Source organism: Dyella ginsengisoli, from assembly GCF_044904665.1.
In the GTDB taxonomy this organism is placed as follows: Bacteria; Pseudomonadota; Gammaproteobacteria; order Xanthomonadales; family Rhodanobacteraceae; genus Dyella_A; species Dyella_A ginsengisoli.
The window spans coordinates 1,067,662-1,081,531 of record NZ_JADIKM010000001.1 but is presented as its reverse complement, the minus strand read 5'-3'; the positions used below and the strand labels follow the sequence as shown (position 1 = coordinate 1,081,531).

The following is a 13,870-nucleotide window of genomic DNA, read 5'->3' as shown; positions in this document are numbered from 1 at the left end:
CGAGCCAGAACACGTATCCGGTTCGCATGGGCCCGATCAAGCGGGCAGCCGGAGCATTCCATGGCCGTATCACACGCACACGCCGTTTTTGCCGGCGCCTTGGCGCTGCTCTTCGCCAGCCTGCCGTTGGCGAGCCACGCCGCCGACCGCTGCGAAGTGGGGATCTATCGCCTCGCCGATGGCGAAGACGTCGACATCGGACCGTCCGACAACGGCACACTGCGCTGGCGCAAGCTCGACGGTACGAGCGGAGCGCTCAGGCAGGCCGCACCTGGCCATTGGCAAAGCAGCTACGGCTGGACCGGCCGGGCCGACGGCATCGAGGTCAGCTTTCATGCCTGTCCGACGGAAGGCCTGCATTTCGGCGGCCTCGCTGGCCGGCGCCTGCCGCTGGCGGTGACCGAAACCCGTTTTGTTTCGCGCGGCACCACGCTGGTCGGCCGGCTGCTGCTGCCGCCCGGAAAGTCGCGCGTTCCGGTGGTGGTGCTGGTGCATGGAGCCGAGCACGATTCCGCGCGCCGCTTCAACTACCTGCAACGGCTGCTGCCGTCGCAGGGCGTAGGTGCGTTCGTCTACGACAAGCGCGGCACTGGCAGATCCGGCGGCCAGTACACGCAGGACTTCGACCTGCTCGCCGACGACGCGGTCGCTGCGATGCGCGAGGCACGCCGGCTGGCTGGCCGACGGCTGAGCCGCATCGGCTACCAGGGCGGCAGCCAGGGAGGTTGGGTGGTGCCGCTGGCGACCCGGCGCGCACCGGTGGACTTCGCGATCGTCAGTTTCGGCCTGGCCGTCTCGGTGATCGATGAGGACCAGCAGGAGATCGCCCTGGAGATGCAGCTCAAGGGCTACCGCCCCGACATCGTCGCCAAAGGCCAGGCCATTGGTGCCGCGGCCGAGCGTGTGATCGCCAGTGGTGCCACCGAGGGCCTGGACGCGCTGGACGCGATCCGCGCGAGGTACCGCCACGAGCCCTGGTACAAGGATGTGCACGGCAACTACACCTGGGTGGTGCTCCCGCTAAGCCGGCAGCAGATCGTCGCCAAGTCCGGCGCCTTCCACTTCGGCACGCCCTTCCATTACGACCCGATGCCGACCCTCTCCGCAGTGACCGTGCCGCAGCTCTGGGTGCTGGGCGGGATGGACTTGGAGGCGCCGAGTGCGGAAACATCGCGTCGGCTCCAGCGCCTGATCGCCGCACGGCACCCGATCACCCTGGCGCTTTATCCCGGCGCAGAACACGGCATGACCGAGTTCGAGATCGGGCCGCACGGCGAGCGCCTTTCCACCCGCTATGCGCCAGGCTACTTCCGCATGCTCGCCGATTTCGCCCGGCACGGCAGCCTCGTCGGCGCTTACGGCCAGGCCCGCATCACGCGCACGGACAGTGCCTCGACCACTTGGCGGGATCGCCACAGCGATCGACGCGTGACGGAGAAAACAGCGCCCAATGACGCCCTTCCATAACCGCCAGGCCGATCAGAACGGCTTGGCCAATACCAGGAAGATAACGCCGAGCAGCAGCAGCACCGGCAGCTCGTTGAGCCAGCGCAGCGCGCGCGACGAGGGCAGCGCACCACCCTGCTCGCTGCGCTTGAGCAGCCGTCCGGACCAGATGAAGTACGCCAGCAGCACCGCCACCAGGGTCAACTTGGCGTCGATCCAGTGCATCGATCCGACCACGTTCGGCAGCGACTGCGGAAACACGTGCCAGCCCAGCCAGAGCGCGAGTCCCAGCACAAAGGCAAGGCCGAACATGTTGTGGCCGAACTTGTACAACCGGCGCCCCATCAGGTGCAGGCGAGCGCGCACCGCCGCATCGTCACCGGCCTCGGCCAGGTTCACCAGGATGCGCGGCAGGTAGAACACCGTCGCCATCCAGGCGATGACAAACAGCAGGTGCAGGGACTTGGTCCACAGGTAGATCATCTCGACAGCTCCGCAGGCCCGGCAGCGGGCGTGGAAACAAAAACGGCGCCAACCCGAGGGCGGCGCCGTTCTGCTGAATCGTGTTGCCTTGGCTGGCTTCGGACCCAAAGGGCCGACCCGTCGCCGGTGTCTTGGTGGGCGGTACAAGGATCGAACTTGTGACCCCTACCATGTCAAGGTAGTGCTCTACCGCTGAGCTAACCGCCCAAGAGCCGCGAAGTATAGCCAAAGCCGCAAAACGCGCGCAACAACCGCATCACCGCGATCAACGCAGCGCTTGCTCGCGGAGTTGCCCGATCCGGTCGCGCATGCGTGCGGCCTCCTCGAACTCCAGGTTCTGGGCGTGCTTGTACATCTGCGCCTCGAGTTTCTTGATTGCAGCGGACAACTGGGCCGGGGTGAGCGCGTCGTACTCGCCCGTGGACTCGGCCACCGCCTGCTCGCGCTCGCGGCCACCGCGCCGGCTGCCACGCCCGCGTCCGGGTGCCTCGCTGCGCGCCCCCTCCATGATGTCGGCGATGCGCCGCACCACCGTCTGCGGCGTGATGCCCTGCGATGCGTTCCAGGCGATCTGCTTCTCGCGTCGCCGCGCTGTCTCGTCCATTGCCGCCCGCATCGAGCGGGTGACTTCGTCGGCGTAGAGGATGGCCCGGCCACGCACGTTGCGCGCGGCGCGGCCGATGGTCTGGATCAGCGAGCCGGTGGAGCGCAGGAAGCCTTCCTTGTCGGCATCGAGGATCGCCACCAGCGACACTTCGGGCATGTCCAGGCCTTCGCGCAGCAGGTTGATGCCGACCAGCACGTCGAACTCGCCCAGCCGCAGGTCGCGGATGATTTCGCTGCGCTCGACCGTCTCGATGTCCGAGTGCAGGTAGCGCACCTTGATGTCGTGCTCGGCCAGGTATTCGGTGAGGTTCTCGGCCATGCGCTTGGTCAGCGTGGTGACCAGGGTGCGGTCGCCCAGCGCGATCTGCTTGCGCACTTCGCCGAGCAGATCGTCGACCTGAGTGCGCACCGGGCGCACTTCCACTTCCGGATCAACCAGGCCGGTCGGGCGCACCACCAGCTCCACCACCGCGTCGCCGGACTTCTCCAGCTCGTAGTCGCGCGGCGTGGCGGAGACGTAGATGGCGCGCGGCACGCGCTGCTCCCACTCCTCGAAGCGCAGCGGTCGGTTGTCCATCGCCGAGGGCAGGCGGAAACCGAACTCCACCAGCGTCTCCTTGCGCGAGCGGTCGCCCTTGTACATGGCGCCCAGCTGCGGGACGGTGACGTGCGACTCGTCGATCACCAGCAGGCCGTCGGCCGGCAGGTAGTCGAACAGGGTGGGCGGCGGCTCGCCGGGCTGCCGGCGGGTGAGATGCCGCGAGTAGTTCTCGATGCCCTGGCAGTAGCCGACCTCGGCCATCATCTCGATGTCGAAGCGCGTGCGCTGGTCCAGCCGCTGCGCTTCGAGCAGCTTGTTGTTCGCGTAGAGCTGGTCCAGACGCTCCTTCAGCTCAACCTTCACCGTCTCGATCGCGTTGAGCACGCTCTCACGGGTGGAGGCGTAATGGGTGCGCGGATACACCGTGTAGCGCGGCACCTTGCGGATCACTTCACCGGTGAGCGGATCGAACAGCGCCAGGTTCTCCACCTCGCCGTCGAACAGCTCGATGCGCAGCGCTTCGGTTTCCGACTCGGCCGGGAACACATCGATGATCTCGCCGCGCACGCGGTAGGTGCCGCGGCGCAGCTCCATCTCGTTGCGGCTGTACTGCAGCTCGGTGAGCTGGCGGATCAGCTGGCGTTGATCGATGCGCTCGCCGCGGGCCAGGATCAGCCGCAGCGAGAGGTAGTCCTCCGGATTACCCAGGCCGTAGATCGCCGAGACGGTGGCCACGATGATCGAATCACGCCGAGAAAGCAGCGCCTTGGTCGCCGCCAGCCGCATCTGCTCGATGTGCTCGTTGATCGAGGCGTCCTTCTCGATGAACGTATCGGAGGCCACCACGTAAGCCTCGGGCTGGTAGTAGTCGTAGTAGCTGACGAAATACTCCACCGCGTTGTTCGGGAAGAATTCCTTGAACTCGCCATACAGCTGCGCCGCCAGCGTCTTGTTCGGCGCCATCACGATGGTCGGCCGCTGCACCCGTTGGATCACGTTGGCGATGGTGTAGGTCTTGCCCGACCCGGTCACGCCCAGCAGCGTCTGCGCGGCCAGGCCGGCCTCGAAGCCCTCACTCAGGCGCTCGATGGCCTGCGGCTGATCACCCGCCGGCTGATAGGGAGAAACGAGCTCGAATCGTTCAGTCATGGCCGTCGACATGCGGGCGCGGACCCGCATTTTAAATCGCCCCTCCTGACAGCACCTGTCAGCAGCCTCCGACGACCGATGGCCGCATCGGGTGGCAGTCGGCCCGTCCTGCCGTGTCTAGCATCGCCTGAGGCCACGCAGGAACGCAGGCATGCCAGATCAAAACGGACACCAGGGGCAGGCCGGGCAGGCCGGCATCACCCTCATCGAGCAGATCATGGCGCTGGCCATCGTGGCCGTGCTGGTCAGCATCGCCGCACCCTCACTGGGCGGATTGGTCTCGCGCAACCGGCTGCAGTCCATGCAGATGGACTATATCGCCGGATTGCAGCATGCCCGCGAAGCGGCCATCACCCACGGCGTGCCGGTAGTGTTCTGCCCCAGCAGCGACGGCGTCGCCTGTCAGGCAACTTCCGTCTGGGACCAAGGTTGGCTGATTGCCGAAGATCGCGACGCAGACAACCAGCCCGATCACCAGGCCCTCTACACCGGCACGGCAAGCGAGACGCAACTTCACGTTCGCAGCAGCACGGGCCGATACCGGGTGCGCTTCCATCCTGACGGCAGCGCCGCAGGCAGCAATCTCACGTTCACGGTGTGCCTCGCCGGCAGGCCGGGGCAAGCGCTGAACGTGGTCGTGTCCAACGCCGGCCGGGTCCGCGGCGACACGGCCTCGGCCGCCCAGTCCGCGGCCTGCGCAGTTGACGGCTGAACCGCGCAGGGCGTGGTCGCCCGGACGCAAAAACGCCGGCACAAGGCCGGCGTTTTGCTGAAGATGGCGCCCGAAGTTGGACTCGAACCAACGACCCCCTGATTAACAGTCAAGTGCTCTAACCAGCTGAGCTATTCGGGCGTGAGCTGCGTAGTTTGTCGAGGGAGACCGGGGCTGTCAAGACGCCGGACGCCTCGTTTTCGCTCAGGCTGCGCGCACCCGATAACAAGGCTCGTAGGCCGTGCCGCCCGGCAGCTTCATGCGGTGCTGTGCCACGAACGCCTGCAGCAGCTCGTCCAGCGAACGCATGATGTCCGGCTCGCCGTCGATGTCGAACGGCCCGTGCTGCTCGATGGCACGCACCCCCTCTTCCTTCACGTTGCCCGCGACGATGCCGGAGAACGCGCGACGCAGATCCGCGGCCAGCTCATGGCGTGGACGCTCGCGATGGATCGCCAGCGCACGCATCGCCTCGTGGGTCGGGCGGAACGGCACCTGGAAGGCGAACGGGATATTGAGCGCCCAGTTGAAGAAGAACGCATCCTTGTTGTCCAGGCGATGGTTGCGCACCTTGTCCACGCCCTTGACCATCGCCCGCGCCACGGCCGCAGGGTCGTCCACGATGATCTGGTAGTGCTGCGCCACCTCTTCGCCCAGCGTCAGGCGCAGGAAGCGGTCGATCTGCTCGAAGTAGGCGGCCGACTGCCGCGGTCCGGTGAAGATCAGCGGGAACGGCACGCCGGCATTGTCCGGGTGCAGCAGGATGCCGAGCAGGTAGAGGATCTCTTCCGCCGTGCCCACGCCGCCGGGGAACACGATGATGCCGTGGCCCATGCGCACGAAGGCCTCCAGCCGTTTCTCGATGTCCGGCATGATCACCAGCTGGTTGACGATCGGGTTCGGCGACTCGGCCGCGATGATGCCCGGCTCGGTGATGCCGATGTAGCGGTTGTTGCGCCGCCGCTGCTTGGCGTGGGCGATGGTGGCGCCCTTCATCGGACCCTTCATCGCGCCCGGACCGCAGCCGGTGCAGATGTCCATGCCGCGCAGGCCGAGCTGGTAGCCCACCTGCTTGGTGTATTCGTACTCGTCGCGCGAGATCGAGTGGCCACCCCAGCACACCACCAGGTTCGGATCGATCTGCGGCTTGAGGATGCGCGCATTGCGCAGGATCTCGAACACCGCATGGGTCAGCCCCACGGTGTCGTCGAGATCGAAACCGCCCTGCTCCAGCTGGGTCGACACGTAGACGATGTCGCGGACCACCGCCACCAGCAGCTCGTTGATGCCGCGGATGATCTGGCCGTCCACGAACGCCTGCGCCGGCGCGTGGGTCAGCTCGATCTTGATGCCGCGATCCTGCTGCAGCACCTGGATGTCGAAGTGCGGGTACTGCTCGAACATCGAGCGGGGATCGTCGCTCATGCTGCCTGAGGTCAGCACGGCCAGCGCACAGCGTCGCAGCAGCGCGTGCATGCCCGAACCGCTGGCATCGCGCAACCGCGCCACTTCGTTGCGCGAAAGAATGTCCAGGCCACCGGCGGGCGAAATGCGCGCGCTGACGGTGGCCGCCTTGCCGGCGACGCCGGCGTGAATCTCGTTCATCCGCAAACTCTCCTGCCGCTGACGGCCCACTGCCTCATGCAGCGCCGTGGCGGACCGCCAAGCATCCCCTGCCCTCATGTCATGGTCAAGGCAATAAAAAACCGGCGCCCTTGCGGGCGCCGGCTCGTTTCACATCAGGATCCGATCAGATGATCAGAAGGTGTACTTCAGGGTCAGCATGGCCGACCAGCGCGACACCACGCGGGTCGGGTTGGAGCCCGCGTCGTACTGGATCAACTGCTGCGGCTGGTAGTTGCCGTTCTTGTCCGTCGGCAGGAAGTACACGTACTGGCCATTCGCGTTCACGCCGTTGTAGCCGGCGAGCGTGCGGGTGCCGTACTGGGTGTACGTGGTCTGGCCCCAGTTCTTGTCCAGCAGGTTGAGGAAGTTGTAGACATCGAGGCGCAGGATGCCCTTGTTGCCCTTGAAGATCCCCGGCACTTCCTGCGAGAAGCTCATGTCCAACTGGTTGATCCACGGCGAGTGTGCGCCGTTTCGGTTGGCGATCTGACCACGGTGGCTGTTGAGGTAATCGTTGCTGGAGATGAAGTCCTGGAACTGCTGGATCACCTTCGGATCGGTCGTGCCGTAGCTCACCAGCGGATCGTTTGCCTTCGGAATGTAGGCCGGATCCTCGAAGGTGATGCCATCGCCGTTGACGTCGCCGGAGAAGATCCAGCTGTACGGGTTGCCGCTGCGACCGGTGTAGAACGCCGAGACCGAGGTCTTGTAGTCGCCGAAGAACGCGTGCTGCCAGGTCAGTGCAACCTTGACGGTCTTGGCGATGTTGCGATCGGCGATGCCGGCCACTTCCTCATTGACGTTCTTGCGCACCACGTACTTGTAGCCGGAGGACGCCTGCGAGCTGTTGCCCGGATTGACTTCGGTGGCGTGGTTGAGCGTGAAGCTCACGTTGCCGAACCAGTCGTCGGAGAACGGCTTGGACAGGGCCAGGGTCAGGCTGTCTGACTTGCCCTTGCTGGTGTTGGTGAGCAGCGTGGAATCCTGCGAGAAGGCCAGGTTGCGGTTGTACGCCGCGTCGCGGCTGTTGGCCTTCTCACCCGGGGTCTTCCAGTACTGCTCGCGACCGTCGGGCAGGTAGCCGGTCGGCGCGCCAATGTTGATCGCCTGGTAGAAGATGCCGTCACGCGCCTTGATGTGCTGCACCTCGACCGACCCGATCATGCCCCACCACGGCAGCTCGCGATCGAACGCCAGCGTGGCTTTCCACACGGTCGGCAGCTTGAAGTTCGGGTCGATCGTGTCAACCACGCCCGCCGGCGGGTTCTGCGTGCCGGTGGGGATGTTCTGCGCGTACGGGTCGGGGCTGAACGAGGCGTCGGCCGGATCGAACGAGGAGTAGCTGGTGACCGTCAGGCCGTTGTTCTGGTATGGGTTGGTCATCCACACGGTCGGCGGGAAGGTCTGGAACAGACCGAAGCCACCGCGCAGCTGGGTCATGCGCTCGGTATCGAAGCTGTAGTTGAACGCGAAGCGCGGCTCGACCACCTTGTTCTTGGCACCGAGCTTGGTGTTGTTCGGATAACCGAACGCCTGCTCGAACTTGGCGTTGTACACCGGGGCGCTATCTGCGTGCGGAATGTCCACGCGCACGCCGTAGGTCACCGACAGCGCATTGTTGACCTGCCAGGTGTCCTGCAGGAACGGGCTGTACTGGCTGTACACCCACTTGGCCGCCACATCGCTGAGCGTGTAGCCGGCCGACGGCTGGTACAGGAAGTACGAGTCGTAGTTGCCCGCCTGGAAATTGTTCAGGCCGTAGAATGTGTAGTTGCCGTGCTCGGTGCGACCAAACAGGTTGTAGATCTTGTCGCGCTGGTAGTCGATGCCGCCCTTGATGGTGTGATCACCCAGGTACAGCGTGCCAGCCAGGAACGCGGTCCACTTCTTGGTGCTGATCGCGTTCTCGTGGCGGAACTGGTCCTCGCCCAGGTACACCGACGGACCGCGGCCGGCCGCATCAAGGTAGACCCTCACCTGCGGCTGGTTGATCGCGTTGCCGGCCAGTTGCTCGAACGACTGGTAGCTCACCTTCGCCTCGGTGGAGAAGTTCTCGGTCCAGTCGTCGTAGAACTGGATCGCGGTGTTCTTGGTCAGGCTGTCCTTGGTGTACCAGTAGCTGCTCAGACCGACCGAGTTCGAGCTGTTGCCCTGCACGATCGGCTGGGTTTCCTTGGTGTACTGGTAGGTCAGGCTGGCGCGGTGGTTGTTGGAGATGTTCCAGTCCAGCTTGGCCAGGTAGCGCTTGTCTTCCAGCGTGGTGCTGCCGGCACCGAAGGTGCCCGGCTGCAGGCCCAGCGCCTTGGCCGTGTCGATCACCTTCTGCAGATCCCCGGGGGAGATCTTGTTGGCGGTGGAGGCACCGCTGCCCAGTGCGGGGTCAAGGCCGTTGGCCGAGTCGGCACCGATGCCGTCGGTCTTTTCCTGCTCGGCCGACACGAAGAAGAACAGCTTGTCCTTCACGATCGGACCACCCAGCGTGATGCCGCCGGTCCAGTCGCGCTTGTAGCCGGTGTACTTGTAGCCCGGCGCACCGCTGTCCAGCCAGCCCGCGTCGCCCACCAGCTTGTTGGCGTTGCGATAGGCATAATAGACCGAACCGTGGAACTCGTTGGTGCCCGACTTGGTGACCGCATTGACGTCGGCGCCGACGGTGTCGGAGATCACGTCGAAGTTGGCGGTGGAGATGTTGTATTCACCGATGGTGTCCACCGAGATCGGCGAACCCTGGTACGGCAGGCCGTTGGCATTCAGACCGAACGGGTCGCCCTGCGAGATGCCATCGACGCTGATGTTGTTGTAGCGGTTGGGCAGGCCGGCCGCCGAGATCGAGCCGTCGCCCTGGTCGGAGACGTTGATGCGCGGATCGAGACGCGCGATGTCGTCGATCGAGCGGTTGCCCTGCGGGGTCGTCTCGAGCTGGCGCTGCGACACGTTGGTCGACAGGCCCTTGTTGTCGGGCGTGAAGGTCTGCGCCAGGGCGGAGGCCGACACGGTCACCGCGCCGAGATCCTTAGCCTGCTCGGCGCTGGTCACCTGCAAGTTGATCGAGGAGGTCTGGCCCAGCTGCAGGTAGACGTTGTCCTGCTCGGCGCTGGTCACACCTTCCTTCGAAGCGGTGATGTCGAACGGACCGCCCACGCGCAGGCCCTGCGCGGTATAGCGACCGTCATTGTCGGTGGTCACAACTTTGGTGGTGCCCGACGGCTCATGCACGATCTGCACGGTGGCGCCAGCAACCGGCTGCCCCTTGGCGTCGAGCACGCGGCCGGTGACGGCCGACGAGGTGACGTTCTGCGCGAGCACCGGCGCGGTCGCGAGCAGGCTGGCGATGGCAAACGGCAGAACTTTGGTACGGATTCGACTATTCATTCGGTATCGACCCTATGGTTCGCAACGGAAATCGGTCAGCGAAAAGCAAGAACGTACGAAGGCCCGGCAACAGCCAGGCGCGGAGGACAACGATGCTTTTCCCCGGATTTTGGTAACGCTGGGTGTCGGAGACACGGTTGCGGCGGGGCCACCCCACCTGCCAACTACTTGTTAAACCGACTTTAACGTCAGTGTATGACAGATTTGTAACAAATTCACTGCATGGGCCGGACACGGCCGCCTCCCTGCGGCGGACGCCCGCCTGGCGCAGGATCTCGCGCGGCAGCTCAATCCCTGCCCAGGTAGCGCGCCCGCTTGGCCGGCTTGAGATTGGCCAGATCCAGCATCACCAGGCCATCGACGCAACCGGAAAAACCCGGGTCTTCGCCGAAGTCGAGGAACTGCACGCCCTGTGGCTCCACCAGATCGACGTACTGGCGATAAAGCACCGGCAGGCTGACGCCCAGCGCATCGAGATGATGCTTGAGCTTGCCCAGCCCCTCCGCGGGCTCCAGCCCGGACAGGGCCTCACGCACCATCTGCACCACGTCGTGGGAGACCACGAACGGCTGGCGGGCCGAGGCCAGTCCCGGCGAGCCGAAGTAGTGCTGATGGGCCGCCGCGATCCACTCGCGCGCCTCGCGGGGCAGGTTGACCGACATGCTCACCGGACCGAACAGATAGCGCAGTTCGCGGTGACGCTGCAGGTAGAGCCCGATGCCCTGCCACAGCTGGTCGAGCGCGCGGGACTTCCAGTACGCCGGCGCGATGAAGCTGCGCCCCAGCTCCAGGCCTTGCGCCAGCCGCGACTCCAGCGCCGGCGAGTAGCTGAACAGGCTGGAGGTATACAGCGCCGCCATGCCGCGTCCGGCGATGATCCGGCCGCCGTGCCCGAACCGGTACGAGCCGACGATGCGCAGTGCCTTCGGGTCCCACAACACCAGATGTTCGTAATAGGCGTCATAGGCGTCCAGATCGCGGCGCGCGCCGGTGCCCTCGCCGACCTTGCGGAACGTGAGCTCGCGCAGGCGGCCGATTTCCCGCAGTACGGCGCTGTCGGGTGAGCCCTGCAGCAACAGGACCTGCTTGCCGTCGGCCAGATCGGCGAGCTTCTCCGCCTCGGCAGCCAGTCCGGCAACCACGCGCTCGGTCGGCTCCGGGTGGGCGAGCGGCGCCTGGCCGCCGAAGATCAGGCCGCGGTGGCGGCCGACCCGATAAACGTGGCGGCGCATCAGCTTGGCCGCCTGTGACGGGTCGCCGGCGCTGCGCTGGGCAAGTTCCTCCGCACTCACCAGCGCGCCAACGCTGAAGCCGATGCGCTGCTGACGCGCCGGCGTCACCGCCTCGCGCGGCAGCATGGCGGTGGACAGCGGCTTGGCGAACATCGATACACCGTAGAACATGGCCGAATTGCGCGCGGCCACGTGGATGGGCAGTACCGGCGCCTTGCTCCTCAGCGCAAGCCGCGCAAAACCGTCGGACCAGGCGCCATCGCGCAGGCCTCCCGGCCCCAGCCGCGACACCTCACCAGCCGGAAACACGATCAGCGCCTCGCCGTTTTCCAGCGCGCGATAGATGTTGCGCATCTTCGACGCGGCTCCCTTGCCGAACACGTCCACCGGCAGCAGCAGCGGGCGCAGCGGCTCGACCAGCGCCAGCCAGTCGTTGCCCAGGATACGCACGTCCGGCCGCACCGAACCGACCAGGTGCAGCAGCGCAAGCGCGTCGAGCATGCCCAGCGGATGGTTGGCCACGACCAGCAACGGGCCGTCGACCGGGATGTTTTCGCGCTCACGCGGGTTTATTCGGTAGCTGGCGCCCAGCTCGTCGAGCGTACGGTCGACAAAGGCCAGACCTTGCACATCCCCCACGGCCTTGAGCACGCGGTTGAACCCGGCCTCGTCAGCCAGTCGGCCGAGCATGCCGGCCACCGGTCGACGGATACGCGGATGCTGCGCGAGCCACGGCAGGCGCTCCACGAGGCTTTTGTCGATGCTGAGCATGACCATCTCCTTGGACTGCCTGCATGCTGGCGCCCAATTATGACAGCCGCTCGACTGCCGGGCCGACGCCCGGATGTCAGACAGTCAGGTGCAGGTAAGCCGCCACACCGCCCAGGAACATCTGCACCGACAGCGCAATCAGCAGCATGCCCATCACCCGCTCCAGCGCCGTGAGCACGCTCTCGCCCAGCCAGCGGAACAGGTAGGTCGAGCTGAGCAGGATTACCGAGGTGGCCAGCCAGGCCAGCACCAGCGCCACCGCCCAGTCGGCGGTGCGGCCGGGCTGGGTGTTGGTCAGCAGCAGCAGCGCCGCCATGGCTGACGGCCCGGCCACCCCGGGAATCGCCATCGGCACGATGAACGGCTCGCCCTGCCCCGGCTTGCCGAAGATGCCGCCACCGTCGGCCGGCGGAAACACCATGCGGATGCCGATCAGGAACAGCACGATGCCGCCGGCGATGCTGATCGACTCCTGCCTGAGCTGCAGCGCCTTGAGGATCAGCTGTCCGCCGACCAGGAACACCAGCAGCACGCCCAGCGCGATCAGCAGCTCGCGCACCATCACCACGCGCCGGCGGCGCGGCGGCACGTCCTTGAGCAGGCTCAGGAAAAACGGGATGTTGCCCAGCGGATCCATGATCAGGAACAGCAGGATTCCCGCCGACAAGGTGGTCATCTGCGCTTCCATGGATACAGCCCCTGTGTGTTGGTGAAACGCCCCGCAAGGGGTGAAGTGCAGCCGATCAGGCCTTGCGCAGATCCAGCACTGCACCGCGCGCGGCCGCGCCCTGCGGACTCAGCAGGTAGACCACCGCCTCGGCCGCGTCGTCCGGCGGCGGATGGCGGAACGTATCCTCGCCGAAGTACGCCTCGCGGCGCAGCGCGGTGCGCATCGGCCCGGGCAGCAGGCACTGCACGCGCAGGCTGCCACGGTCGTTCTCCTGATGCAGGATCTCGACCATGCGCTCCAGCGCCGCCTTGGAGGCGCCGTAGGCACCCCAGTGCGCCCGCGACAGCAGCTCCGGATCGTCCAGCACGAACACCACGGCGCTGTCGGGGGCCTTCGCCAGCAGCGGCAGACACGCCTGGGTGAGCGCGAACGGCGCGGACACGTTCACGTGCATCGCACGCAGAAACTGGTCGGGCTTATGCATCGACAGCGGCGTGAGGCCGGGAAAGCTCACCGCGGCATGCACAATGCCGTCGAGCCGCCCGAGGTCGCGTTCGATGCCCTCGGCCAGCGCTTCGTAATCGCCCGGCGTGGCGTTCTCGATGTCCATCGGGTGGATCACCGGCTCGGGCAGCTGCTCCTTGAGCATGGCGTCGTAAAGCTGCTCCAGCTGGCGCTTGCGCCGACCCGTGATGATCACCGTGGCGCCGGCCCGCGCCGCCGCCTTGGCGGTGGCGGTACCCAAACCGCCGCAGGCGCCGGTCACCAGCACGACCCGGTCGGCGAGCGCATCGACCGGCAGCGGCGCGCGCTCCTTCACTCGCGGCATCGTCATCCGTGCAGCGCTCCGAGCACGTCGGCGGCCATGCGCTCCAGCTCGCCGGCGGCATGCAGGTCTTCGATGATGTCGCAGCCGCCGATCAGCTCGCCCTGGATGAACAGCTGCGGGAAGGTCGGCCAGTTCGCATAGTGCGGCAAAGCGGCGCGGATCTCCGGATCGGCCAGTACGTTCACCGCATGGAACGAAGCCCCCGCCGCCTGCAGCGCCTGCACCGCGCGGCTGGAGAAACCGCACATCGGGAACTGCGGGGTGCCCTTCATGAAGAGCACCATGGCGTGCTCGGCGAGCACGGCCTTGATTCGTTCGTTGACGTCCATAGCTCGTGATTTCATCACTACAATGCAGGCAAGCCGCTAGTGTATCAGCCGCTTCCCCGGCGCCGCTCTGGCGCGGACCCAAGCCCATCCCCCTCTCAGCCAAC

At 66.0% G+C, this 13,870-nt stretch carries 10 protein-coding genes and 2 tRNA genes; 2 read left to right on the top strand and 10 right to left on the bottom strand.

Annotated elements, in window-relative coordinates; translation table 11 throughout:
• Positions 1 to 99: 99 nt before the first annotated feature.
• Positions 100 to 1,467 (top strand): alpha/beta hydrolase family protein, encoded by a 1,368-nt coding sequence (locus tag ISP17_RS04845; RefSeq protein ID WP_404630570.1) that lies wholly within the window; start codon positions 100 to 102, stop codon positions 1,465 to 1,467.
• A gap of 12 nt (positions 1,468 to 1,479) precedes the next feature.
• Here ISP17_RS04845 and ISP17_RS04840 read toward each other — a convergent pair whose 3' ends face one another.
• From ISP17_RS04840 to uvrB, 3 genes are all read right to left on the bottom strand, one after another.
• A complete protein-coding gene (locus tag ISP17_RS04840) occupies positions 1,480 to 1,929 on the bottom strand; it encodes a CopD family protein (protein WP_404630568.1) in 450 nt (149 codons plus the stop codon).
• Between the two features lie 132 nt (positions 1,930 to 2,061).
• Positions 2,062 to 2,136: transfer RNA gene (locus tag ISP17_RS04835), tRNA-Val, on the bottom strand.
• 58 nt (positions 2,137 to 2,194) lie between these two features.
• On the bottom strand, positions 2,195 to 4,225 hold the full coding sequence (gene uvrB / locus ISP17_RS04830) for an excinuclease ABC subunit UvrB (protein WP_404630566.1): 2,031 nt from the start codon (positions 4,223 to 4,225) through the stop codon (positions 2,195 to 2,197).
• Between the two features lie 151 nt (positions 4,226 to 4,376).
• On the opposite strand from uvrB, the gene ISP17_RS04825 reads away from it, so the two are divergent.
• Positions 4,377 to 4,937, top strand: a complete 561-nt coding sequence (locus ISP17_RS04825) for a GspH/FimT family pseudopilin (protein ID WP_404630564.1) — start codon at positions 4,377 to 4,379, stop codon at positions 4,935 to 4,937.
• Positions 4,938 to 5,001: 64 nt separating this feature from the next.
• Here ISP17_RS04825 and ISP17_RS04820 read toward each other — a convergent pair.
• The 7 genes from ISP17_RS04820 to grxD form a co-directional block, all read right to left on the bottom strand.
• Positions 5,002 to 5,078: transfer RNA gene (locus ISP17_RS04820), tRNA-Asn, on the bottom strand.
• 63 nt (positions 5,079 to 5,141) lie between these two features.
• A complete protein-coding gene (gene ppnN / locus ISP17_RS04815) occupies positions 5,142 to 6,542 on the bottom strand; it encodes a nucleotide 5'-monophosphate nucleosidase PpnN (protein WP_404630562.1) in 1,401 nt (466 codons plus the stop codon).
• 153 nt (positions 6,543 to 6,695) lie between these two features.
• Complete coding sequence (locus ISP17_RS04810) at positions 6,696 to 9,935, bottom strand: TonB-dependent receptor (protein ID WP_404630560.1); 3,240 nt, start codon at positions 9,933 to 9,935, stop codon at positions 6,696 to 6,698.
• Positions 9,936 to 10,222: 287 nt separating this feature from the next.
• Positions 10,223 to 11,938: a GNAT family N-acyltransferase gene (locus ISP17_RS04805; RefSeq protein WP_404630558.1), complete on the bottom strand. Its 1,716-nt coding sequence runs from the start codon at positions 11,936 to 11,938 to the stop codon at positions 10,223 to 10,225.
• A gap of 76 nt (positions 11,939 to 12,014) precedes the next feature.
• Positions 12,015 to 12,614, bottom strand: a complete 600-nt coding sequence (locus tag ISP17_RS04800) for a YhgN family NAAT transporter (RefSeq protein ID WP_404630556.1) — start codon at positions 12,612 to 12,614, stop codon at positions 12,015 to 12,017.
• A gap of 67 nt (positions 12,615 to 12,681) precedes the next feature.
• On the bottom strand, positions 12,682 to 13,443 hold the full coding sequence (locus tag ISP17_RS04795; protein ID WP_404630554.1) for an SDR family NAD(P)-dependent oxidoreductase: 762 nt from the start codon (positions 13,441 to 13,443) through the stop codon (positions 12,682 to 12,684).
• Positions 13,440 to 13,766: a Grx4 family monothiol glutaredoxin gene (gene grxD, locus ISP17_RS04790; RefSeq protein WP_404631441.1), complete on the bottom strand. Its 327-nt coding sequence runs from the start codon at positions 13,764 to 13,766 to the stop codon at positions 13,440 to 13,442. The genes ISP17_RS04795 and grxD overlap by 4 nt, the downstream gene beginning before the upstream one ends.
• Positions 13,767 to 13,870 lie beyond the last annotated feature (104 nt).

Excerpts from the sequence above, each read along its gene's own strand:
- grxD (WP_404631441.1), bottom strand. The coding sequence starts at position 13,766 with ATGGACGTCAACGAACGAATCAAGGCCGTGCTCGCCGAGCACGCCATG.
- ISP17_RS04840 (WP_404630568.1), bottom strand. The coding sequence starts at position 1,929 with ATGATCTACCTGTGGACCAAGTCCCTGCACCTGCTGTTTGTCATCGCC.
- ppnN (WP_404630562.1), bottom strand. The coding sequence starts at position 6,542 with ATGAACGAGATTCACGCCGGCGTCGCCGGCAAGGCGGCCACCGTCAGC.
- ISP17_RS04805 (WP_404630558.1), bottom strand. The coding sequence starts at position 11,938 with ATGCTCAGCATCGACAAAAGCCTCGTGGAGCGCCTGCCGTGGCTCGCG.
- ISP17_RS04795 (WP_404630554.1), bottom strand. The coding sequence starts at position 13,443 with ATGACGATGCCGCGAGTGAAGGAGCGCGCGCCGCTGCCGGTCGATGCG.
- ISP17_RS04800 (WP_404630556.1), bottom strand. The coding sequence starts at position 12,614 with ATGACCACCTTGTCGGCGGGAATCCTGCTGTTCCTGATCATGGATCCG.
- ISP17_RS04810 (WP_404630560.1), bottom strand. The coding sequence starts at position 9,935 with ATGAATAGTCGAATCCGTACCAAAGTTCTGCCGTTTGCCATCGCCAGC.
- uvrB (WP_404630566.1), bottom strand. The coding sequence starts at position 4,225 with ATGACTGAACGATTCGAGCTCGTTTCTCCCTATCAGCCGGCGGGTGAT.
- ISP17_RS04825 (WP_404630564.1), top strand. The coding sequence starts at position 4,377 with ATGCCAGATCAAAACGGACACCAGGGGCAGGCCGGGCAGGCCGGCATC.